At 38.4% G+C, this 22739-nt stretch carries 17 protein-coding genes; 14 read left to right on the top strand and 3 right to left on the bottom strand.

Going from position 1 to position 22739, the window contains the following annotated elements; translation table 11 throughout:
- Positions 1-272: 272 nt before the first annotated feature.
- Entirely contained in the window at positions 273-1739 is a 1467-nt protein-coding gene (locus ACOXY8_RS11665; protein ID WP_458331773.1) for a trypsin-like peptidase domain-containing protein, read from the bottom strand.
- Positions 1740-1882: 143 nt separating this feature from the next.
- Between ACOXY8_RS11665 and ACOXY8_RS11660 the strand changes: the two genes are divergently transcribed.
- The 6 genes from ACOXY8_RS11660 (at position 1883) to ACOXY8_RS11635 (ending at position 10968) form a co-directional block, all read left to right on the top strand.
- The gene (locus ACOXY8_RS11660) at positions 1883-3382 is read left to right on the top strand and encodes a GH3 auxin-responsive promoter family protein (RefSeq protein ID WP_458331772.1); all 1500 of its coding nucleotides are present in this window, start codon (positions 1883-1885) and stop codon (positions 3380-3382) included.
- A 12-nt stretch (positions 3383-3394) separates the two neighbouring features.
- Complete coding sequence (locus ACOXY8_RS11655) at positions 3395-4552, top strand: 1-deoxy-D-xylulose-5-phosphate reductoisomerase (protein WP_458331771.1); 1158 nt, start codon at positions 3395-3397, stop codon at positions 4550-4552.
- Positions 4552-5865, top strand: coding sequence for an RIP metalloprotease RseP (rseP, locus tag ACOXY8_RS11650; RefSeq protein WP_458331770.1), 1314 nt, complete (start codon positions 4552-4554; stop codon positions 5863-5865). Before ACOXY8_RS11655 ends, rseP begins: the two co-directional genes overlap by 1 nt.
- 184 nt (positions 5866-6049) lie before the next feature.
- Positions 6050-8545 (top strand): endopeptidase La, encoded by a 2496-nt coding sequence (gene lon, locus ACOXY8_RS11645; RefSeq protein WP_458331769.1) that lies wholly within the window; start codon positions 6050-6052, stop codon positions 8543-8545.
- A 20-nt stretch (positions 8546-8565) separates the two neighbouring features.
- Positions 8566-9972 (top strand): ATP-dependent protease ATPase subunit HslU, encoded by a 1407-nt coding sequence (gene hslU, locus ACOXY8_RS11640; RefSeq protein ID WP_458331768.1) that lies wholly within the window; start codon positions 8566-8568, stop codon positions 9970-9972.
- 18 nt (positions 9973-9990) lie between these two features.
- Complete coding sequence (locus tag ACOXY8_RS11635) at positions 9991-10968, top strand: DUF4421 family protein (protein WP_458331767.1); 978 nt, start codon at positions 9991-9993, stop codon at positions 10966-10968.
- On the opposite strand, the gene ACOXY8_RS11630 is transcribed toward ACOXY8_RS11635, so the two are convergent.
- Positions 10955-11440, bottom strand: coding sequence for a SixA phosphatase family protein (locus tag ACOXY8_RS11630; protein WP_458331766.1), 486 nt, complete (start codon positions 11438-11440; stop codon positions 10955-10957). The two genes, ACOXY8_RS11635 and ACOXY8_RS11630, sit on opposite strands and share 14 nt — an antisense overlap.
- Before the next feature lie 317 nt (positions 11441-11757).
- Here ACOXY8_RS11630 and ACOXY8_RS11625 point away from each other — a divergent pair, with 317 nt between their 5' ends.
- The 8 genes from ACOXY8_RS11625 to argH are packed head-to-tail and all read left to right on the top strand — an operon-like array spanning position 11758 to position 20010.
- A complete protein-coding gene (locus tag ACOXY8_RS11625; RefSeq protein WP_458331765.1) occupies positions 11758-12483 on the top strand; it encodes a GNAT family N-acetyltransferase in 726 nt (241 codons plus the stop codon).
- A gap of 52 nt (positions 12484-12535) precedes the next feature.
- Positions 12536-13741, top strand: a complete 1206-nt coding sequence (gene argG, locus ACOXY8_RS11620; protein WP_458331764.1) for an argininosuccinate synthase — start codon at positions 12536-12538, stop codon at positions 13739-13741.
- Positions 13728-14705: an N-acetyl-gamma-glutamyl-phosphate reductase gene (gene argC, locus ACOXY8_RS11615; RefSeq protein WP_458331763.1), complete on the top strand. Its 978-nt coding sequence runs from the start codon at positions 13728-13730 to the stop codon at positions 14703-14705. Before argG ends, argC begins: the two co-directional genes overlap by 14 nt.
- Positions 14706-14707: 2 nt before the next feature.
- The gene (locus tag ACOXY8_RS11610) at positions 14708-15841 is read left to right on the top strand and encodes an aspartate aminotransferase family protein (protein WP_458331762.1); all 1134 of its coding nucleotides are present in this window, start codon (positions 14708-14710) and stop codon (positions 15839-15841) included.
- The gene (locus ACOXY8_RS11605) at positions 15838-16785 is read left to right on the top strand and encodes an acetylornithine carbamoyltransferase (protein ID WP_458331761.1); all 948 of its coding nucleotides are present in this window, start codon (positions 15838-15840) and stop codon (positions 16783-16785) included. Before ACOXY8_RS11610 ends, ACOXY8_RS11605 begins: the two co-directional genes overlap by 4 nt.
- A 24-nt stretch (positions 16786-16809) precedes the next feature.
- Entirely contained in the window at positions 16810-17589 is a 780-nt protein-coding gene (gene argB / locus ACOXY8_RS11600) for an acetylglutamate kinase (protein ID WP_458331760.1), read from the top strand.
- Positions 17590-18642 carry a M20 family metallo-hydrolase gene (locus ACOXY8_RS11595; protein WP_458331759.1) on the top strand — a complete coding sequence of 351 codons (1053 nt, stop codon included), beginning with the start codon at positions 17590-17592 and terminating at the stop codon, positions 18640-18642. It begins immediately after the preceding gene.
- A gap of 18 nt (positions 18643-18660) precedes the next feature.
- Positions 18661-20010, top strand: coding sequence for an argininosuccinate lyase (gene argH, locus ACOXY8_RS11590; protein ID WP_458331758.1), 1350 nt, complete (start codon positions 18661-18663; stop codon positions 20008-20010).
- Between the two features lie 20 nt (positions 20011-20030).
- Here argH and ACOXY8_RS11585 read toward each other — a convergent pair whose 3' ends face one another.
- Positions 20031-22628: a histidine kinase N-terminal 7TM domain-containing protein gene (locus tag ACOXY8_RS11585; protein WP_458331757.1), complete on the bottom strand. Its 2598-nt coding sequence runs from the start codon at positions 22626-22628 to the stop codon at positions 20031-20033.
- Positions 22629-22739 lie beyond the last annotated feature (111 nt).

Here is a 22739-nt window from a genome sequence, read left to right as displayed (position 1 = left end):
AGTAGGTCGTCGCCGTATTTTTATTCGAACGCCCGATAGATGCACTTCTATCGGGCGTTTTTGCGTTTATACGAAATGGCATTAGACACTATAATATTAATCTATTATGGTTTGATAAATAGAGTAGAGCTAACCTCCAGCTTTTAGACTCAATGACTACTAAAGTCAAGTATATTCAATTCACTGTTTTAGAATTACTTTTGATAGACATACAATCCTTCAATCAGTGTTTGATTGAAATTAATTATCTAAATATCATGCAATTAGATGTTTTATCTAGCTATAAATGAAGTATAGATCGGTTCGCCTCTTTCATTTACTCCTTCTATCAATACTCTTCCTCTAATTGAATTCAATATTTCCTCTAGCCTTTTAGGATCATTCACCGGTACTTGATTGACATGGGTAATTACGTAGTCCTTTTTTAAGCCAAGTCTTCTTAGATTTCCTGCTCCTATTTCTACTATCTTCACACCGCTTTCGAGTCTATACAAGTCTTTTTCAACTTTGGTTAAAGTCTCTAATTGAGCTCCTAAAAGTTGTGAAGAATATACCTCCCGCTTATAAATACCTGTGGTACCTTGTATATTTTGTAATCGAACACTAGCATTTCCTGATTTGCCATCTCTTAAGTATTGAATACGTATTTCATCCCCAGGACTTCTAAAACTAATTTGCTCTTCAAATTCAACTTTTGAATCTACTTCAAAACCGTTTACACTTATGATAATATCGCCTGTTTGTAAACCTGCAATTTGTGCTGCACCATCATTTTGGAGGTTATCTATGATTACCCCACCATCAATTGTATTCTCCATACTTACCAGCATTTCTTCTGATAAATCACTCACATTCGCACCAATAAAGGCCTTTTGTACCTCGCCATAGTTTATCAAATCATCAGTAATTTTCTTTACAATATCTACAGGAATAGCAAAACCATAACCCGTATAATTACCAGTTCTTGAAAGAATAGCCGTATTTATTCCAATTAATTCGCCTTGTAAGTTGACTAAAGCACCACCACTGTTTCCTGGATTAATAGCAGCATCTGTTTGTATAAAGGATTCGATTGGGAAGCGACTGCTCAAAAGATTTAGCTCCCTTCCTTTTGCACTTACTATCCCAGCTGTGACAGTCGAGTTTAGGTTGAAAGGGTTGCCGACCGCCAATACCCATTCTCCTACTTTTACATTAGCTGATGATCCAATTTTGATGCTGCTGAAGGCATTGCCTTGTATTTTTAGGACTGCTAAATCTGAAGATGGATCTGTACCAATCAATTCCGCATCATAAGTTCTTTTATTAAGGATTACTTCAACTCTTTCGGCATTGGCAATCACATGGTTGTTTGTGATAATGTATCCATCTTTTGAATAAACTACTCCAGAACCTGTACTTACACTTTGCCCTTGCCTTCCTTCAAAAAACATATCATACCATGACGTTCTGTTTTCTACTCTTGAGATGGTTCTGATAAATACCACGTTCGGTGTGCTTGCTTCCGATGCAGTTACAAAATCGATTGGTAAATTTTCTGCAATCCTTGAAACGGACTTTGTTGATTCTTCTTTTGGTATGTCAACTTCATAATCATTGGAGGCAGTTTGAAACGCATCTTCAAAAATTGGATATTGATCCATCGAAAAGAATGGTTCATTTAAAGTTGAATGATGAATCACAGAACCTAGAAATCCTGCTGCCAAAGCAATTATTAGCACTATTATTTTATCCTTCATTTTGCTAGCTATTTGTGTCTATAGATGTATCCTTATTCGTTATAGTTTTAGAATAAGTTTCAAAAATAAGCCCTTTGGCTTTTTTGTCAATTTGCCGGCTATTATCCACAATCAATTATTTTTAATGCTTAGCTTTGTCATATATGGGTATTCGTTCGACATTAAGTAAACCACTGGCTTCTTATGTGGTTTCTCAACAAAAAAAATGGTCTAGTTCGCCAGAAAAATACCAATTAAGGATTTTTAAAAATTTGATTGAAAATGGAAAAAAAACAAAATTTGGTAAAGACCATGATTTTGATTCAATCAAGAATTATGAAGATTTTAAAAGTCGTGTACCCATAAGAGATTACGAAGGTTTGTCTCCCTATATGCGGGAGGTTGTTCAAGGTGCCAAAGACATATTGTGGCCTGGTAAGCCTGCCTATTTCGCCAAAACTTCCGGTACAACTTCCGGTACAAAATACATTCCTATTACAAAGGACTCACTGCCAAATCATATCAATAGTGCTAAAAATGCCCTATTGTCCTATGTGAACGAAACTGGTAATGGTGATTTCTTGGACGGGAAATTAATATTCCTTTCTGGAAGTCCAACCCTCGACGTGAAAGGCGGCGTGCATACTGGCCGACTTTCAGGCATTGTAAATCACCACGTGCCAGGCTATTTGCGAACCAACCAATTGCCTAGCTATGAAACCAATTGTATAGAAGATTGGGAGCAAAAGCTAGAGAAAATAATCGATGAAACTATTGACAAGAGGATGACACTTATTTCTGGAATTCCTCCTTGGGTACAAATGTATTTCGATCGGATTACTGAACGGACTGGAAAGAAAATAAAGGATGTTTTTCCTGATTTTTCACTATTCGTTTACGGCGGAGTCAACTTCGAACCCTACCGGGCAAAACTATATGAAAGCATAGGTAAGAAAATCGATTCTGTAGAAACATATCCGGCTTCAGAGGGTTTTATTGCCTATCAAGACAGCCAAATTGAAGAAGGCTTACTTTTACTTAGCAATTCAGGAATATTTTTTGAATTTATTCCTGCAGATGAGTTTTTTGATGAAAATCCTACTCGCCTCATGATAGGTGAAGTGACAACAGGAGTGAATTATGTGATAATCATTAATAGCAATGCAGGGCTTTGGGGATATAACCTTGGAGACACAGTTCGATTTATTTCAACTAGTCCACACAAATTATTGGTAACAGGCCGCATTAAACATTTTATTTCCGCATTTGGTGAGCATGTAATTGGCGAAGAAGTTGAAAATGCAATGAGGGCAACGCAGGAGCTTCATAAGGAGGTAGATATAATTGAATTTACTGTTGGGCCGCAAGTGACTCCTTTGACTGGATTACCGCATCATGAATGGTTCGTTGAATTTGGACAAGCACCACATGATTTAAATGGCTTCGAAAAGGATCTAGACATTGCGCTTCAAAAGCTGAATGCATATTATAAGGATCTGATAACAGGTAATATTTTGCGTCCCTTGAAAATCACTTCTGTGCAAAGAGATGGATTTAGAAATTATATGAAAGACCAGGGAAAATTAGGTGGGCAAAATAAAGTGCCAAGACTCTCGAATGATCGAAAAATTGCAGATGAGCTCACAAAATACTCTATTGGATAGAAGAATCTTAGCATGACAAAGCAAAAGAATATCGCCATTTTAGGCAGCACAGGGTCAATAGGCACGCAAGCTTTAGACGTAATACAATCTAATTCTGATAAGTTTACAGCACATGTACTGACAGCTCAACGTAATGTGGAATTACTCATTGAGCAGGCTTTTAAGTTCAAACCAAAGCATGTAGTAATTGGTGATGAAAGTAAAGTTCCTGCCCTCAAAAATGCCCTATCAAAATATGATATTGAAATTCATTCGGGCGAAAATGCCTTGAATGAGATTGTGACTCTGCCTGAAATAGATATTGTATTGACCGCATTGGTTGGTTATGCAGGATTGATACCAACCATAAAAGCGATTGAAAGCAAAAAGACCATTGCCTTAGCTAATAAGGAAACCTTGGTTGTAGCGGGAGGTTTGATCATGGCTTTGGCCAAAAAACACGGAGTTGACATAATTCCAGTGGACAGTGAGCATTCGGCTATTTTTCAATGCTTGGTTGGTGAGTTCCATAACCCTATTGAGAAGATTATTCTTACTGCATCTGGAGGGCCGTTTCGAGGCAAAAGCAAGGAGTATTTACAAACTGTTTCCAAAGCTCAAGCATTGAAACATCCCAATTGGGAAATGGGAGCCAAGATTACGATAGACTCGGCCACTATGATGAATAAGGGTTTGGAAGTGATTGAGGCCAAATGGCTTTTCGATATTGAAATCGATCAAGTGGAAGTGATTGTCCACCCGCAATCGATAGTTCATTCATTGGTGCAGTTTACTGATGGCAGTATCAAAGCTCAATTGGGCTTACCGGATATGCGCCTTCCAATTCAATTTGCCCTGACCTATCCTGACAGGTTTCAAACCGATTTTCCACGGTTCGACTTTGCAAATTTTCCATCCCTCACCTTTGAAAAACCTGACATGGAAGTATTTCGTAACTTGCACATGGCTTTTGAAGCTGCCAAAAAAGGTGGAAATCTGCCATGTGTTCTCAATGCCGCAAACGAAATTGCGGTGGCTGAATTTTTGCGTGAAAGAATAAGTTTTACAGAAATATCAGAAGTGGTGGAGAATTGCTTGAGCAAAATCAATTACATTGAGACACCAAATCTGGATAATTTAATTTTAACAGACCGGGAAACCCGGATTTTAGCAAACGAATTTATTAACTGATGGACGGACTTATCATGGCTGCCCAGCTTTTGCTGGGTTTATCTTTTTTAGTTGGAATACACGAAGCAGGACATATGATTGCCGCAAAGGCTTTCGGAATGCGGGTGGAAAAATTTTCGATAGGTTTCCCTCCAAAACTTTTTGGATTCAAAAAGGGTGAAACTGAATACTCTCTAGGAATGATTCCATTAGGAGGTTTTGTGAAGATTTCGGGCATGATAGATGAATCGCTCGACACCAAAAGTTTGAGTGCTGAACCAGAGCCATGGGAGTTTAGAGCGAAGCCGGCTTGGCAACGTTTAATCGTAATGCTGGGTGGAATCATCGTGAATGTAGTCGTAGGTATTTTCATTTACATAGTGCTGACTTACAGCATGGGAGAAAGCTACATTTCTAAAGAAGAAGGTAATCGTTATGGCATTGCAGTAAATGAAGCTGCTTATGAAATTGGTCTTCGTAATGGCGATAAGGTAGTTGCAATCAATGGGAATGATTATGAGCGTTTTGGAGATATTTCGAACCCAGAATATTTACTTGCAGACAATGCTTACTATACCGTGGACAGAAATGGAAATCAACTGGATATTAATATTCCATCTAATTTCCTCGACAAAGTAACTACTAATGATGGTATGGAGACTTTCATATCTCCTAGAGTTCCATTCCAAGTAGATGTAGTTACAGAAGACTCTCCAGCAGAAAGAGCTGGCCTCCAATCAGGTGATAGAATCTTGAGTGTAAATGATATCTCAATCAACTATTTCGATGAATTGGGAGAAGCATTAGATAAATTTAAAGGCCAAGAAGTTAGTCTAACAATTGATAGGGCTGAACAACAATTAACATTACAGGCGGAAGTTTCTGAAGAAGGAACTTTAGGTTTTTATCATCAACCAAATCTGGAAGTTACTACCAAGGAATTTACACTTGCAGAATCCGTCTCAACCGGAGCTTCAAGAGCTTTTAGTGCTGTTTACCTAAACGCAGTTGGTATTGGTAAAATGATCAGCGGAGATATTTCTCCAAGTAAGGCAAGTGGCCCAATTGGGATTGCCAAGATATTTGGCTCACAATGGGATTGGGTAAGGTTCTGGTCCGCTACAGCATTTATTTCAATGGTTTTGGCCTTTATGAACTTGCTTCCAATTCCTGCATTAGATGGTGGACATGTGGTATTTCTTCTATATGAAATTATTTCTGGTCGCAAGCCATCAGATAAGTTTCTAGAAAACTCACAAAAAGTAGGGATGCTTATGCTCCTTGTTTTAATGGTGCTTGTAATTGGGAATGATATCTTCAAGCTATTCAGCTAACATTTCCATGTGACAAAATATCAGCATTATTATGCGGCTTTGTCACGGTATTATTAATAATTTCCTAAATTAAGGAATGAATGTGTCAGTTGTCACATTGGCACTCCTATTGACAATGTGCTATTCAAATAGAGCGATTGGCTTCAATATTTGCCACCCTTCTTAATCAAGCAGACATTAATTTATGAATAATCAAAATAATAATTACTTCCAGTCTTTGATGATATCTGATATGAGAGAAGATGATTCTGGAGATTTAGTGCAGGTAATTTCAACTGAATATAATGGTGAAGCTGATAACGAAGAATTACCAAGTGAAATTGGCATTCTACCTGTACGAAATACGGTCTTATTTCCTGGTGTTATCATCCCTATTACTGTTGGAAGACAAAAGTCAATTAGGCTTGTAAAGAAAGCTTACAAAGGTGATAGAACTTTAGGCGTAATTGCTCAAAAGAACCCAAAAGCTGAAGAACCTGGTTCTGGTGATTTATATTCCGTTGGCACAATAGCGAAAATTATCAAAATGCTTGTGCTACCAGATGGTAATACCACTATAATCATTCAAGGGCAATCAAGATTTAATGTAACTGAATTCAAGAAAGATGAACCTTACATTATTGCCAAGATTGAAAAGCTAAACGAGGATTTTCCAAAAAAGAATAATAAGGATTTCAAAGCTATTGTATCTTCTATCAGAGAATCTGCAAATAAAATTTTAAAGCTTAATCCTGAAATTCCTCAGGAGGCTCAAGTGGCTCTTGATAATATTGAAAGTCCAGTTTTTTTGACTCATTTCTTATCAAGCAATGTGAATGCAGAAGTGAAGGAAAAGCAACTGCTCCTTGAAACTGATAATGGTTACAAAAGAGCTACTTTGCTTTTAGAGTACATGATGCGCGATATCCAAATGTTGGAGCTTCGTCAAGAGATTCAAAATAAAGTGCATACCGACATAGATCAACAGCAAAGAGATTACTATCTCCGCCAGCAGATGAAGGTATTGCAAGATGAGTTAGGTTTCGATGGTCCAGAAAAGGAAGTTGAAGAATTAAGAGCAAAAGGCAAATCAAAGAAATGGTCCAAAGAAGTTGAAAAACACTTCAATAAAGAGCTTGATAAACTGTCTAGGATAAATCCAGCCGCAGCTGAGTTTCCTGTTTCTATGAACTATGCTGAGCTAATGGTTGATCTACCTTGGAATGATTTCACCAAGGATAATTTCGATCTCAATAGAGCCAGAAAAATATTAGATGCTGATCATTTTGGGCTTGAGAAGGTAAAAGATAGAATCATTGAGTATTTGGCAGTACTCAAACTTAAAAATGATCTCAAAGGCCCTATTCTGTGCTTATATGGTCCTCCAGGTGTTGGTAAAACTTCGCTCGGTAAGTCCATCGCCAAAGCGCTCAATAGAAAGTACATCAGAATGTCACTTGGTGGTGTACATGATGAAGCTGAAATAAGAGGCCATAGAAAAACCTACATTGGTGCAATGCCAGGTAAGGTGATTCAAAATATAAAGAAAGTAAAATCAAGCAATCCGGTGTTCGTATTGGATGAGATTGATAAGGTAAATTCCAATTTCAGAGGTGATCCAAGTTCTGCTTTATTGGAAGTGTTGGATCCAGAGCAAAACAATGCATTTACAGATAATTACTTGGAGGTAGAATATGACCTCTCTAAAGTGTTATTTATTGCGACTGCCAATTCATTAGAAACCATTCAGCCAGCATTGCGCGATAGAATGGAGATCATTGAAATTACTGGATACACACTAGAAGAGAAGGTTCAAATTGCTAAGAAGCATCTCATTCCAAAGCAAAGAACTGAACATGGACTGACGGGGAAAGATATTACAATTGACAATAAGGCACTTGTAAAAATCATTGACCATTACACTCGTGAATCTGGAGTAAGAAACTTGGAGCGAAAAATTGGTTCGGTAGTTCGTCATATCGCCAAGAAAAAAGCGATGGATATTGAATTTAAGCCAAAAATCCTTGTTACCGACATTCCTGAAATATTGGGAGCTGAAATCTTTGATCGGGAGATTTATGAGAACAATTTAATCCCAGGCGTTGCAACAGGCTTGGCATGGACTTCTGTAGGTGGTGAGATTCTATTTATAGAAACCAATGCAAGTCGTGGTAAGGGCAATGTTACCCTTTCAGGTCAGCTTGGGGATGTGATGAAAGAGTCGGCTATTACTGCACTTTCTTGGTTGCGATCAAGAGCGGATGTTTTGAATATCGATCATCGTATTTTCGATCAATATTTATTGCATGTTCATGTGCCTGCTGGAGCGGTACCAAAAGATGGTCCTTCTGCTGGTATTACGATTTTGGCTGCATTGACGTCATTATTAACTCAGCGCAGTATCAAAGATAAATTGGCCATGACAGGCGAAATCACTCTTACAGGTAGAGTATTGCCAGTTGGTGGTATCAAAGAAAAGATCTTAGCTGCCAAAAGGTCTGGGATGAAGGAAATTTTGCTTTGCGAACGCAACAAGCGTGACGTCGAAGAAATAGGCGAAACTTATACCAAAGGCCTGATATTTCATTATGTGAAAACAGCCGATGAAGTGCTTGAGTTAGCTTTAGAAAAAGAACAAATTAAAAAGCCATTCAAATTTCATTTGGTCGAAGAAAATAAGCCAAGTGAAAAGAATGCTTAATCTGCTTTCAAACAATTTTTATGACTGAATTCGTAAAAGATTTAACGCCAGTTCAAATAGTATTTGAGCTTGATAAATATATTATTGGTCAGGATGATGCAAAGAGAAATGTAGCCATTTCCTTGCGTAATAGATGGAGAAGGATGAATTCCCGTCCTGATATGCAAAAGGAAATTATTCCTAACAACATTCTGATGATTGGTGCAACCGGAGTAGGTAAAACCGAAATAGCTAGAAGATTGGCCACCTTAGCCAATGCGCCTTTCGTAAAGGTGGAAGCTTCCAAGTTTACCGAAGTGGGCTATGTGGGCAGAGATGTGGAAAGCATGGTGCGTGATTTGGCCGAGCAATCCATCAATTTGGTGAAAGCCGAAAAGAAGGAAGTGGTAAAAGAAAAGGCCAATAAGATTGTGGAAGACATAATTTTAGATGCACTTGTACCACCTGTAAAATCTAATGCCAGTGTAAGCACTTACCCTGGCACTAATCAATCTACACCAATAGTAAGCGAGGAAGATAGAGAATTGAATGAAAGGACTCGAGATAAATTTCGAGAGAAAATACAGCGGGGGGAATTAGACGACCGTAAAATTGAAATTAATGTAAAAGCTCCTTCAAACCCAGGTATAGGAATGATGGGTGGTGGCATGATGGACGAAGCAAGCATGATCAATCTACAAGATATGCTTAGCAATATGATGCCGAAGAAAAATAAGAAGCGTAAAGTCACTATTGCAGAAGCAAAGCGTATTTTACTTGAAGAAGAAACTTCCAAGCTTATCGATATGGATGAAGTGAAAGATGAAGCGGTTTTCAAAGCCGAAAATTCCGGAATCATTTTTATTGATGAGATTGATAAAATAGCTTCATCTAGTGCGGGAGGAAAAGGTGGCGGCCCGGATGTAAGTAGAGAAGGCGTACAGCGTGACTTATTGCCGATTGTAGAAGGCAGTGCCGTGAATACCAAATACGGTATTGTACGCACAGATCACATCCTTTTCATTGCAGCTGGTGCTTTCCACGTATCTAAGCCATCAGATCTTATTCCTGAACTTCAAGGTCGGTTCCCAATCAGAGTTGAGCTTAAGAGCTTGACAAAAGAAGATTTTAGAAAGATTTTGAAAGATCCTAAAAATGCTTTGACTAAGCAGTATCACGCATTATTCGAAGCTGAAAATGTTTCGCTAGAATTTACAGATGATGCTCTAGAGGAAATTGCTGATATCGCATTTAGAATCAATGAGGAAGTAGTGAATATCGGTGCAAGAAGATTGCACACCGTAATGAGCCACTTGCTCAATGAATTCCTCTTCGATATGCCAGATAAGATCGAGCCTAATAGCCGCGTGGCCGTCAATAGGCAAATGGTAAGCGATAAGCTTTCCGGCTTGGTAGAGGACAAAGATTTAAGCCAATATATACTATAGAAATTGTAAATTGCCGGAATGAGACTCCGGCTTTTTTTTACCCTTATTTTTTGCGGAACTTTCTTCACACTTTTTGCTCAACAAAGCAACGAATATTTTGAAGCCGGACCAGATTATGTGTTTTTTAAAGCACTTTATTCACCACGATATTTAAGTGCTACCCTTTCTCAAAATGGAAACGAAATATTTGATGGCATTCCTCTTCGTCGTGATTTAGTAGGCGTAGGACTTTATGGTTTGGGTATTGGTTTAGAAGTGTATTTTCCTTCGCCAGTTCAAAATCAAATTGAAAAAGCAGTCGGTCAGAAAATTGACTTTACTGATATGCAAGGAGCCATTTTCCTTAAGAAATTCACACTTGAATATAGCTACCAATTTCATCGAGGGTGGGTTGATAAGTCAGAGGCAAATCAACTGTACAGTAACTTATTCATACAACAAACTCGCATTATGCCCATGTACATTTTCAATGGTGATAAATTCACTTGGAAAATGATGGTGAACCAATCCTCCCGCCAAATCAAATCTGCTGGTAGTTTTATCATTGGGTCAGAGATTAAATTTTTGAAAATGAAGGATGATCAATTTCCTAATTCCTCTTTAATATTTGGAGAAACGAATCAGCTGGTAGCAGATTGGAATGGCGTGATAATTTGGCCTGGTTATGCGCATAATTTTGTCAAAAATAATTTTTATCTCTCTGTAGGAGCATTTGCGGGAGCTGGCCTGATGTCAACGGATGCTTTTTACATAGATCAACAAAACAAGGGCACTGATATGGCTTATGCTGTAAAATGGAGAGCAGGAATAGGTTATAATGATGGTACATGGCTAATTGGCGCTCTATTTCAATCCCAACATAATTTCATGAATGGATCCTTGCTTGATATGCAATTCGATAATCAATTGGCTAAATTCTCTGTTGGTTATCGTTTCGAAGCTGGACCAAAATTAAAAAAACTGAGAAGTAAAATTCCGATCCTTAAGACTTTTTAGGATAATCAAACTCGATCAAAGAGGCGGATTTGGCTGCAATTTTATTCCAACTTGTGATTGGTAATGAGAGCACCACAATTCCCGTAGTAGGTATATTGTCTATGTATTCATCACGCAAAAGGTGATTACATAAATCTGTCAACCCTGGGTTGTGCCCTACAAGAGCAATTTGATCAAGCTTGTCGGCAACTTGCCTTATGATTGAGATCATATTGCGATAGGAGGCATGATACAAACTCTTGTCTACCATCAATGTATTCTCCTTTCCTTCAGCAAATGCCTTTGCGGTAGTCAATGCTCTATTGGCTGGACTAGCAATAAAATAATTTACATCCACATATTTCGATCTAAACCGAGCAGCCATTTTAGGCAAGTCTCTTGTGCCTCTTTGATTCAATGGCCTCTCAAAGTCATCCAAGTAAGGGTCGTCCCAGCTTGATTTTGCATGTCGGATAAGGATTAGTGTTTTCACCGTTTAAATATTTTGAGATATTTTTTTTGAAATGAAACTATTTTTTAACAACCTTTGTCTCACGATCAATGACCAATAGTACAACCATAATAGGCAACAACTCAACTAACAGCAATCTTCTTGCTGATTTGTTTGCTTTTATCTGCGCTGAAGTTACTCTTCAAGTAGATAGGATAAGGTCATTTAGGCCCTTTGGGCTATAATATTTAAGGAGTCCTACGTGGGCACCATCCTCCATTTATCATTTTCTCTTTTTATTCAAGTCTAATACGCATTAGCATTCAATTTCAATTAGAAATTTTTTGGCATTGCCATTAATGAAAAACAACAATATCATAGTAAGGATAGCAAATGAGCAAGATATAAATTTTGCTCAAACTATCGCAGATGAAATGGCTTCATCTGCAGCGGCTCGAGGCACAGGTATTGCCCGTCGTACGCCTGAATACATTCAGCAAAAAATGCTGGAAGGTAAGGCTATTATTGCCCATACCAAAGATGGCCAATGGGTGGGCTTTTGCTATATCGAAGCCTGGAGTCATGGAAAATACGTTGCCAACTCAGGACTAATCGTATCGCCTGAGTTTCGTGGTACCGGAGTAGCCCGCAGCATCAAGGAAAAGATTTTTGAGCTGTCACTTAAGAAATATCCAGAATCTAAAATATTTGGATTGACTACTGGTTTGGCAGTAATGAAAATCAACTCTGAGCTTGGTTACGAGCCGGTTACCTATTCAGAACTTACAGATGATGAGGCATTCTGGAAAGGTTGTCAGAGTTGCGTAAACTTCGACATATTACAAGCAAAGCAACGTAAAAACTGTATTTGTACAGGAATGCTTTACGACCCAGCTTGGAAGAATAAAAAGAAAAAAGTAACCAAATGGGAGAGACATTTCAAGGATAATTTTAAGCTTTTCGAACGCTGGACTAGACTTAAGAAATGGGTATTTCTTAGAGATAGAAAACCAAAAGCAGAAGAAGCGGGAGGAAAATCTACTTCTAACAATATACTCAAGGCAATTTGGTCCTTGTTCTTTTAAACCATTTAAAAATTTCAGGTCTATAAAACCAAAATAGTTGAATTCACCCATCATGAATAAAAAAGCACTTATTGCCTTTAGCGGTGGTCTTGATACTTCATATTGCGTATTGCAATTGAGCAAAGTTCAAGGCTACGAAGTACATACCATTACAGTAAACACAGGTGGATTCTCACCTTCGGAAGTAGAACAAATTGAGAAGAGAGCTAAAAATCTTGGATCAGTATCTCACAAAACTGTGGATGTGACTGAAAAATTTTGGGACGAATGTCTACGATTTTTAGTGTACGGCAATGTGTTGAAAAACAATACTTACCCACTATCAGTAAGTGCGGAACGCGTATTTCAAGCCTTGGCAATTGCTAATTATGCTTTAGAAATTGGCATCAACACTGTGGTTCACGGAAGTACTGGTGCCGGCAATGATCAGGTGCGTTTCGATATGGTGCTGCATACTTTGGTGCCGGGTATAGAAATCATCACACCGATTAGAGATATGAAATTGTCTCGTGAGGAAGAAATCAACTTCTTGAAAGAACACGGTGTGGAAATGAATTTTCAAAAAGCTCTTTATTCCATTAACAAAGGCATTTGGGGCACTTCTGTTGGCGGTAAAGAAACGCTAAATAGTCGCCAAGCTTTGCCAGAGGAAGCATATCCGACTCAAGTAACAGAAACTGCACAACGCACTATTAAAATCACATTTGATAAAGGCCAACCTGTCGCAATTGATAATAAGAAATTTGCTCATACAGTTGACTTGGTGCAGGAGCTAAATGCAATTGGAGGTTCATATGGAATTGGCAGAGATACACACGTGGGTGATACGATAATTGGGATTAAAGGCCGAGTGGGTTTTGAAGCGCCTGCTGCTGTCATGCTTATTAAATCTCACCATTTGCTAGAGAAGCATGTCCTTACCAAATGGCAGCTATTCTGGAAAGACCAACTTTCCGATTGGTATGGCAATTGGCTACACGAAGGCCAATTCCTCGACCCAACCATGCGAAATATTGAGAAATTCCTTGAGGATACACAAGAAACAGTGACAGGAGATGTCTGGCTTACATTACAGCCCTACAGATTTAGCGTAGATGGAATCGAATCCAAATATGATTTGATGTCAAGCGAATTTGGTAAATATGGTGAGGAAAATACCGGCTGGTCAGGAGACGATGTAAAAGGCTTCACCAAGATTTTTGGAAATCAGACGTTTATATACCACAAGGTAAAGGAAAAAGCTGATGGAAAAGATTAGAGCTGGAATAATAGGTGCTGCTGGATATACTGGGGGTGAGCTAATCCGTATTTTGGTAAATCATCCATTTGTGGATATTAGTTTCGCTCGTAGCGCCAGCCAAGCTGGAAGTCCCGTTCACGAAACGCATCAAGATCTATTCGGCGAAACAGACCTGCTTTTTAGCGATTCCTTTCATTTCGATATTGATGTTTTATTCATTTGCGCAGGACATGGCGAAGCAGTTAAATTCCTCCAGAATAATCATATTCCAAAAGGTGTTCGAATCATTGATTTGAGTCAGGATTTTAGATTGGGTGAAAAAGTAAATGGAAGAACTTTCCTGTACGGACTGCCTGAATTGCAGCGTGAAGAAATCCGACTAGCAGACAATATTGCAAACCCTGGCTGTTTTGCTACAGCTATCCAATTGGGTATCCTCCCGCTGGCCTCTAAGGGCTTGCTTGGTGCAGAGATTCATACTACAGGCATTACAGGTTCAACTGGTGCTGGTGTTTCTCCAAGTCCTACAAGCCATTTTAGTTGGAGAGCAAATAATCTATCCGTTTATAAAGCTTTTCAACATCAGCATTTAAAAGAGATTAACAGAACCCTAAAGCAAGTTAATGAGCAAACGGATTCTCAAATCCTATTTGTTCCTTACAGAGGACCATTCACACGTGGTATTTGGATCACATCCTATATCAGCACAAATATTAGCCAAGAAGAGGCTCAAGGTATTTTCGAAGATTTCTATGCTGAGCATCCATTTACGCATGTTACAAAAGGCGAATTGGATTTGAAGCAAGTTGTCAATACCAATAAGTGCATCATTAAATTGGAAAAGCAAGGTGACAAATTATTGATTTATAGTATTATCGATAATTTAATTAAGGGTGCTTCAGGACAGGCAGTTCAAAATATGAATCTTATGTTTGGCTTAGATGAAACGGCAGGTTTGAAACTTAAATCAACCTCTTTCTAGCAATGAAGACTTTTGATGTTTACCCAATCAATGACATTGAAATTGTAAAGGGACTGGGCAGCCTTGTTTGGGATAAGGACGGCATTGAATATTTTGATATGTATGGTGGGCATGCTGTAATATCAATCGGTCACAGTCATCCTCATTATGTTCAGCGGATTCAAGACCAGCTTTCGAAAATCGGATTTTACTCTAACTCAATAAAAATTCCTCTTCAGGATCAATTAGCAGAAAAGCTTGGAAAATTGTCTGGCAAAGAAGATTATCAACTTTTCATGTGTAATTCTGGAGCAGAGGCAAATGAAAATGCGCTGAAGCTTGCATCGTTTTATAATGGACGGAAACTGGTTATTGCGTTCAAAAAGAGTTTTCACGGGAGAACTTCCCTTGCTGTAGCAGCTACTGACAACCCAAAAATTGTGGCTCCAGTGAATGAAACTGAGAATGTAATTCATCTTCCATGGAATGATGTAAATGCACTTCAGGAAGTATTTCTAAAGCATGGCAATCAAATATCGAGTGTAATAGTAGAAGGGATCCAAGGCGTAGGCGGGATAAATGTAGCCAGTGAAGATTTCCTGCAAAGTATTCGAACGCTCTGTGATAATTATAATGCTGTGTACATTGCCGATTCAGTGCAATGCGGATATGGTAGAAGCGGGAGGTTTTTTGCACATGATTTCGCCAATGTTCAGGCAGATATTTACACAATGGCCAAGGGAATGGGCAATGGATTTCCAGTTGGGGGCATTGCAATCGCACCAAAATTTGAGCCTTGGCATGGAATGCTAGGAACTACATTTGGTGGGAATCACTTGGCTTGTGCAGCTTCATTGGCTGTATTGGAAGTGATGGAAGAAGAAAATCTCATGGACAATGCCAGTAAAGTTGGCGATTACTTAATACAAGAACTTTCGAAATTAGATAAGGTGAGGGAAGTGAGAGGCAGAGGGCTTATGATTGGGATTGATTTGCCAGAGGAGTTGGCTTCTGTAAGGAAAGATTTGCTTTGGGAGCATAAAATTTTCACTGGTGTAGCAAATCCGAATGTTATACGTCTATTACCTGCATTGAATCTTACAATGCCGAATACAGATCGTTTCTTAACTCTTTTTGAAAAAACTTTAAACAAATGATAAAATTTACCTCAGCTAAGGATGTTAATAATATCCATCAGCTTGTAGATAGTGCTTTATCTCTCAAAAGTGATCCATTTGCTTTCCAGCATTTGGGTGAAAATAGGACATTAGGATTGATATTTCTAAACCCAAGCCTGCGAACCAGAATGAGTACGCAAAAGGCTGCTTATAATTTGGGGATGAATGTAATCGTGCTCAATATGGATAAAGATTCATGGGCATTAGAAACACGAGAAGGAGTGATGATGGACGGTGACAAAGCTGAACACGCTAAAGAAGCCGTGGCGGTGATGGGTCAATATTGTGATATAATTGGCGTGCGTTCATTTCCTGGTTTGCAGAACAGGAAAGAAGATTATAATGAAGAAACGCTTAATTTATTTCTGAAATATGCAGGTGTGCCAGTGGTAAGTCTTGAATCCGCCACACGGCATCCATTGCAAAGCTTGGCCGATTTGGTGACTATTCAAGAATTGAAGAAAGTAGAAAAGCCAAAAATCGTTTTGACTTGGGCTCCTCATATCAAAGCCCTCCCGCAAGCGGTTCCAAATTCATTTGCAGAATGGGTGATTTCTGCGGGCTACGATCTTACCATTACACATCCAGGTGGCTATGAACTTGCTGAAGAGTTTCGTCGTGGAGCAAAGATAGAAAATGATCAAATTAAGGCACTTGAAGGAGCAGATTTTGTCTATGTGAAAAATTGGAGCTCTTATTCTGAATATGGAAAAATAATTACTCACAATCCAGAATGGACATTCAACAATGCTAAATTATCGGTGACGAATAATGCGAAAGTGATGCATTGCCTGCCAGTAAGAAGAAATTTGGTAATTGCCGATGAAATATTAGACGGACCAAATTCCGCAGTAATTCAAGAAGCAGGAAATAGGGAATATGCCGCTCAAGCAGTATTGAAAATGATGCTAGAAAATCTTTAGCGATCTTGTAGAAAATAGCCCACTATGCAATCATTGAAAGTAATTAAAATCGGAGGAAATATTATTGATAATAGCGATAAGCTTCAAAGCTTTTTGAATGATTTCGCTGCAATAGATGGGCTCAAGATTTTGGTGCATGGTGGAGGTAAAATTGCTTCCGAATTTGGCAAACGTCTAGGAATAGAGCCCAAAATGCATAATGGAAGAAGAATCACCGATGCGGAAACCATCGAATTGGTAACGATGGTATATGCTGGCCTAGTCAATAAAGGTATCGTTTCGAAGCTTCAAAGTTTGAATTGCAATGCACTTGGATTGACAGGCGCTGACGCAAATAGTATCACCGCTTATAAAAGGCCGGTAAGAGATGTGGATTTTGGCTTGGTAGGCGATGTGGCCATAGAAGGTGTAAATGCAAAAGCCATTTCCAATTTTTTGGAGCAAAATTATACCTTGGTACTTTCACCAATTACTCACGATGGGAAAGGCCAAATATTCAATACCAATGCGGATACCATCGCCTCCATTGTAGCCATCGCAATGTCCAAAATGTATAACGTTGAATTGATGTACTGCTTTGAGAAAAAAGGAGTGTTGGCAGATATTAATGATGAAAACTCCTTGATTCCGTTAATTGACTCTACCAACTATAATCACTTAAAAGAAACAGGTATCATTGCTGATGGCATGATTCCAAAGTTGGAAAATGCATTTGAAGCTATTCAATTGGGAGTGAGCAGTGTCAGAATATTACAAGCAGAAGATATGCTGCAATCCGATGCTGGAACTTTGATACAGAAATAAATGCAAGAGCTAAGCAAATACCTAGAGCTATTAAAAAGCCTCATCAAAACGCCTTCGTTCAGCAAGGAGGAAGGTGAAACTGCCAATATTTTAGCATCATTTCTTAAATCGGAGGGAATTGAACCCTCCCGCCAAGCCAACAATGTGTGGGCGGTAAATCAATATTTCGATCCTAACAAACCAAGTATTTTACTCAATTCGCATCATGATACGGTAAAGCCAAATGCAGGCTATACTAAAGATCCTTTTTCACCTGAAATAGCTGACGGAAAGCTTTATGGCTTAGGAAGTAATGATGCTGGAGGTGCTTTGGTAGCTTTGCTTGCTACATTTTTGCATTTCTATCCAAAGAAGGATTTGAAATACAACCTCATTTGGGCTGGAACGGCTGAAGAGGAAATCTCTGGTAAAAATGGAATAGAGTTAATTTATCCAAATTTTGAAAATGTAGAGTTTGCGATTATTGGTGAACCCACTATGATGCAAATGGCTATCGCAGAGAAGGGATTGATGGTACTTGACTGTATTGCAAAAGGTAAATCTGGTCATGCCGCGCGCGAGGAGGGAATCAACGCTATTTATGCAGCGATGCCTGATATCGAATGGTTCCGAACCTATAGTTTCCCAGATATTTCGGATTATTTGGGACCTGTGAAAATGTCTGTCACAGTCATAGAAGCTGGTAAGCAGCACAATGTAGTTCCTGACGAATGTAGATTTACAGTGGATATACGCACTACAGATAAATACAGTAATGAGGCTGCATTGGAGATCATTCGGAGTTTTGTAAAAGCTGAGGTTACTCCACGTTCTGTTCGATTAAAACCAAGCTTTATTGACCCTTCTCACCCGATTGTAAAAGCTGGATTGGCAATGAACAGAAACACCTATGGTAGTCCGACCACTTCGGATCAGGCATTGTTGAATATACCTTCCTTGAAAATGGGGCCTGGCGATTCTGCGCGAAGCCATACAGCAGATGAATTTATTTTCGTAGACGAATTTTATGAAGGTATAAATTTGTATATCAGTATATTAGATAAAGTTTTGTGATTTCTATTTCGAATTATTATGAGTAAGCTTCAAAAAATCTGGCAAAAAGAAAACGATAATGACAGCCGAGTAGATCGATTTACTGTGGGGCAGGATAGAGAATTGGATTTGCTAATGGCGCAATATGATGTGCTTGGATCTATGGCTCATATCATTATGCTGGAAAGTGTTGGATTGCTAGAAAAAGAGGAGCTTGAAATATTATTAGTAGGTTTGCGCCAAATATTGACCGAAATAGAAGCGGGAGGATTTAGCATTGAAGATGGCGTAGAGGATGTTCATTCTCAAGTTGAAGGTTTACTTACTCAAAGATTGGGTGATGTAGGAAAGAAAATTCACAGTGGCCGCTCTCGCAATGACCAAGTTTTGGTGGATTTAAAACTTTATTTCCGCTCCGAAATTCAAGAAATTGTAGCGCAAGTGGAGGATTTATTTAATCTCCTTGTATCGCTATCCGAGCAACATAAGGATAAATTATTACCAGGCTATACGCATTTGCAATTGGCCATGCCATCTTCCTTTGGTCTTTGGTTTGGAGCTTATGCCGAAAGTCTTATCGACGACTTAGAAGTAATGCAAGCAGCATGGCGGGTGAGCAATAAAAATCCACTTGGCTCTGCCGCAGGTTATGGTTCTTCTTTTCCACTCAATCGCCAAATGACTACCGATCTGTTAGGATTTGAGTCATTGAATTACAATGTGGTTTATGCCCAAATGGGAAGAGGAAAAACGGAAAGGATCTTGGCGCAAGCAATGGCATCAATTGCGCAAACAGTAGGCAAAATGGCCATGGATATTACGCTTTATCTCAACCAACATTTCAGCTTTATCTCATTCCCAGATCATCTCACTACAGGTTCGAGCATAATGCCGCATAAGAAGAATCCAGATGTATTTGAATTGATAAGAGCTAGATGTAATCAATTATCAGCCTTGCCAAATGATATAGGTTTGGTTACCAATAATTTACCTTCAGGTTATCACCGCGATTTACAGCAGATCAAGGAAATGGTATTTCCAGCTATTCAGTCATTGAAGGATTGTATTCAAATGTCCACTTATATGCTCAAGCATATTGAAGTGAAGGATAATTTACTAGTAGACGATAAATTCAAATACCTATTTAGTGTAGAGGAAGTTAATCGCTTGGTGCTAGCTGGCGTTCCATTTAGAGAAGCTTATGTTCAAGTGGGTTTGGCAATAGAGAAGGGTGAATATAACCCAAGCCGCAATGTGAAGCATAGTCACGAAGGAAGTATTGGGAACCTTTGTTCAGCAGAAATTAGAAATGCCTTCGATCAAGTGAAAGCAAACTTTGGTTTCGAAAAAGTGAATGCTGCGCTTAATGCATTGGCCAAAGGAGATTAATGTAGTTTGAATAATTACACTCAATTTTCTTGACTCTGAATCGGTTTAATGCCAATAAATTTGCCAAGTGAAGTCAGCATGTCATTTTGATTTACAGGCTTACTTAAGTAGTCATCAAACTCCATTTTGATTTTTTCTACCTCTGAATCGAGGATGGAAGCTGTAAATGCAATTATAGGAATATGACTAGTCGCAGGGTTTTCCTTTATGATTTTTCTAGCTTCAATTCCGCTCATTTCAGGCATTCTTAAGTCCATCAAAATTACGTCTGGCACATGTTCCAGTGCTTTTTCCACAGCAATTTTGCCATTATGTGCGGTTATAAGCTCTATGTCTTGTTTACCTAAATAGAAGCGGACTAGAGCCAAATTGATCTCCACATCATCTACTGCCAGAATTTTACCCTTTTCTAATTGAATGGCAACAGGTTGAGAAGCTACTGGAGTTTCTTCTCCTTTATGGCTGAATCGTAGATTTGGAATATGAATGGTGAATATACTTCCCTTGCCTACGGTACTTTCCAAGGAAATGCTGCCGTCCATTAATTGTAACAATCTTTTTGTAATAGTAAGGCCAAGACCGGTGCCACCTTGAGTTCTTTTCGATTGGGTGTTTAGTTGACGGAAGGACTCAAAAATCACTGCCTGATCTTCCTCATTAATGCCAATGCCAGAATCTTCGATAGATATGATTAGATCACATCTATCCTCCCGCATATTTTCTATTTTTTGCGAATATTTAACGAAACCGGAATTGGTGAATTTAATAGCATTACCAATCAAATTAATGATTATTTGCTTGAAACGTAATTCATCAACCCAAAGGAATTTAGGGCAATTTTCTGCAATGGATTTTTGTAATTCAATGCCCTTTTTATTGGCCAAAGGCTTAAACATTAACAATAGATTATCTACCAGCGACTCTATGTTGGTAACCTCATTTTGAATGCCCAAAAATCCAGCTTCGATTTTTGATAAATCAAGCAAATCGTTGATTAGGCTCAAAAGTGTTTTTCCACTTTCAATTACATTACCAAGGCTCTCTTTTTTTTGTGGATCATCCTCTGTGCCGTAAAGTACTTCAGAAAAGCCTAGAATAGCATTCATAGGTGTGCGGATTTCATGACTCATATTAGCCAAGAATTCACTTTTGGCTTTGTTGGCCGATTCTGCTTCCGTTTTGGCTATTTGAAGCTCTTGCTCATGCAATTTGCGGGAGGTAATATCATTTATTACCATGCTAATTCCAACCAATGAATCATCGCTCGATAATGCTGGGAATAGTTGTCCCTCAATCCATAGTGTTTCATCATTTGGGAAGGTTACTTCCGACTCTTGCTTTATATGTTTTCCAATTAGTGCCTCACCAAAGTCGGATTTGAATTTGGTTTTCGGTTCGCAAATGGTGAAATCTAATATACTTTCACCAATTTTTAATTGTTGGTTGAACAAGCGGCTAATAATATTATAGGCTGTTTTATTGAAGGATATTATTTTATAGTCTTTGCTAATCAAAATGTTGATCTCAGATGAGCTGTCCAAAATCGCTCGATTAATATCTTCAGATTCTATCAGTTTCTGCTCAAACTCTTTCTGTTTTGTGATGTTTCGGTGAATTAAAAGAGTACCAGAAAATTGGTGTTTATCATCATATATTGGCTTTAAACTAACTTCAAGATGATTCTTTTGACCATTTGCTTCTAAGGTTATATTTCTAACAGCCTCTTCCTTATTACTAATGATATTTAAAATTTCAGGGAATGGAGCAAGTAAATTGAATATGGACTTTCCCATAGGAGAGGATTCGAACGGTTCAAGCATTTTGCGCATACTAGGGTTCAAATCCAATATGTTGAATTCATTATCTAAAATGAGCACACCAGCAGACATTACCTCTATTATCTGTTCACGGGCATAAGGCAACACATCGAATAGCTTGAAGCGGATCAAGCCTAGACTAATGAAAATACATGTCCCCAAAAATGCATAAGGAGTTAAGTCTAAATGTTCCAAAGGTCTCCAACCATACATGTAGATGATATTGACTAGCCAAGGAAATATGGCTGAAGACATAATTAAGGCTAACTGTCTTTTGAAAATTTTTGAGGCCTTGCGATAACTTTGAACAAGCAATACCATACCTATCACTAGGTATATGTAGAACATCATAAAATGAAAAACATACCAGGGTCCAACTTCAATGGCTAATAATGGGAATGGGCCGGAGGAGTCAACCTCTGTATGAGAATAGTATAGATGATGATACTCGTTCGTCAACACCATCATTAATGTGATTATAGGAAAAAGGAATATTAGGAATTTCCCTAACCGACTTAGATATTTCTCTTTCCCCGTAAATTGGATACAAAACAACAACCACAAACTAGGAATTAGAGCCACACCCAAATATTCAATTTTCACCCAAAAAAGCATGTTTTTGAGCGTGCTACTGGATAATTCAGAAGCATAAGCTAATGCCCAAAAGGAAACCACTGCCATCATAATGGCAAAGGTTCTTACAGCATGACCAGACCTGAAAAAGATAATTATGGAAATTATACTAGCGAAGCAACCTGCTACATATAGGATAATCGAAAAAATATTAAGTGTAATATCCATTCTCTAAAAATACCAATTCATTATTTGGTAACAAGATACTTGTAAATCAGATTTAATCCAGAGAAAAAGGAGTATACTTAATCCTAGTCTTTGATTTTACGTGAATGGTAT

The sequence above is a fragment of the Peijinzhouia sedimentorum genome, assembly GCF_049340005.1.
Taxonomy (GTDB): domain Bacteria; phylum Bacteroidota; class Bacteroidia; order Cytophagales; family Cyclobacteriaceae; genus CAXBDP01.
The sequence above is the reverse complement of the archived record's forward strand: the minus strand, read 5'-3'. Positions and strand labels throughout refer to the sequence as shown.

Excerpts from the sequence above, each read along its gene's own strand:
- ACOXY8_RS11665 (WP_458331773.1), bottom strand. The coding sequence starts at position 1,739 with ATGAAGGATAAAATAATAGTGCTAATAATTGCTTTGGCAGCAGGATTT.
- ACOXY8_RS11660 (WP_458331772.1), top strand. The coding sequence starts at position 1,883 with ATGGGTATTCGTTCGACATTAAGTAAACCACTGGCTTCTTATGTGGTT.
- ACOXY8_RS11655 (WP_458331771.1), top strand. The coding sequence starts at position 3,395 with ATGACAAAGCAAAAGAATATCGCCATTTTAGGCAGCACAGGGTCAATA.
- rseP (WP_458331770.1), top strand. The coding sequence starts at position 4,552 with ATGGACGGACTTATCATGGCTGCCCAGCTTTTGCTGGGTTTATCTTTT.
- lon (WP_458331769.1), top strand. The coding sequence starts at position 6,050 with ATGAATAATCAAAATAATAATTACTTCCAGTCTTTGATGATATCTGAT.
- hslU (WP_458331768.1), top strand. The coding sequence starts at position 8,566 with ATGACTGAATTCGTAAAAGATTTAACGCCAGTTCAAATAGTATTTGAG.
- ACOXY8_RS11635 (WP_458331767.1), top strand. The coding sequence starts at position 9,991 with ATGAGACTCCGGCTTTTTTTTACCCTTATTTTTTGCGGAACTTTCTTC.
- ACOXY8_RS11625 (WP_458331765.1), top strand. The coding sequence starts at position 11,758 with ATGAAAAACAACAATATCATAGTAAGGATAGCAAATGAGCAAGATATA.
- argG (WP_458331764.1), top strand. The coding sequence starts at position 12,536 with ATGAATAAAAAAGCACTTATTGCCTTTAGCGGTGGTCTTGATACTTCA.
- argC (WP_458331763.1), top strand. The coding sequence starts at position 13,728 with ATGGAAAAGATTAGAGCTGGAATAATAGGTGCTGCTGGATATACTGGG.
- ACOXY8_RS11610 (WP_458331762.1), top strand. The coding sequence starts at position 14,708 with ATGAAGACTTTTGATGTTTACCCAATCAATGACATTGAAATTGTAAAG.
- ACOXY8_RS11605 (WP_458331761.1), top strand. The coding sequence starts at position 15,838 with ATGATAAAATTTACCTCAGCTAAGGATGTTAATAATATCCATCAGCTT.
- argB (WP_458331760.1), top strand. The coding sequence starts at position 16,810 with ATGCAATCATTGAAAGTAATTAAAATCGGAGGAAATATTATTGATAAT.
- ACOXY8_RS11595 (WP_458331759.1), top strand. The coding sequence starts at position 17,590 with ATGCAAGAGCTAAGCAAATACCTAGAGCTATTAAAAAGCCTCATCAAA.
- argH (WP_458331758.1), top strand. The coding sequence starts at position 18,661 with ATGAGTAAGCTTCAAAAAATCTGGCAAAAAGAAAACGATAATGACAGC.
- ACOXY8_RS11585 (WP_458331757.1), bottom strand. The coding sequence starts at position 22,628 with ATGGATATTACACTTAATATTTTTTCGATTATCCTATATGTAGCAGGT.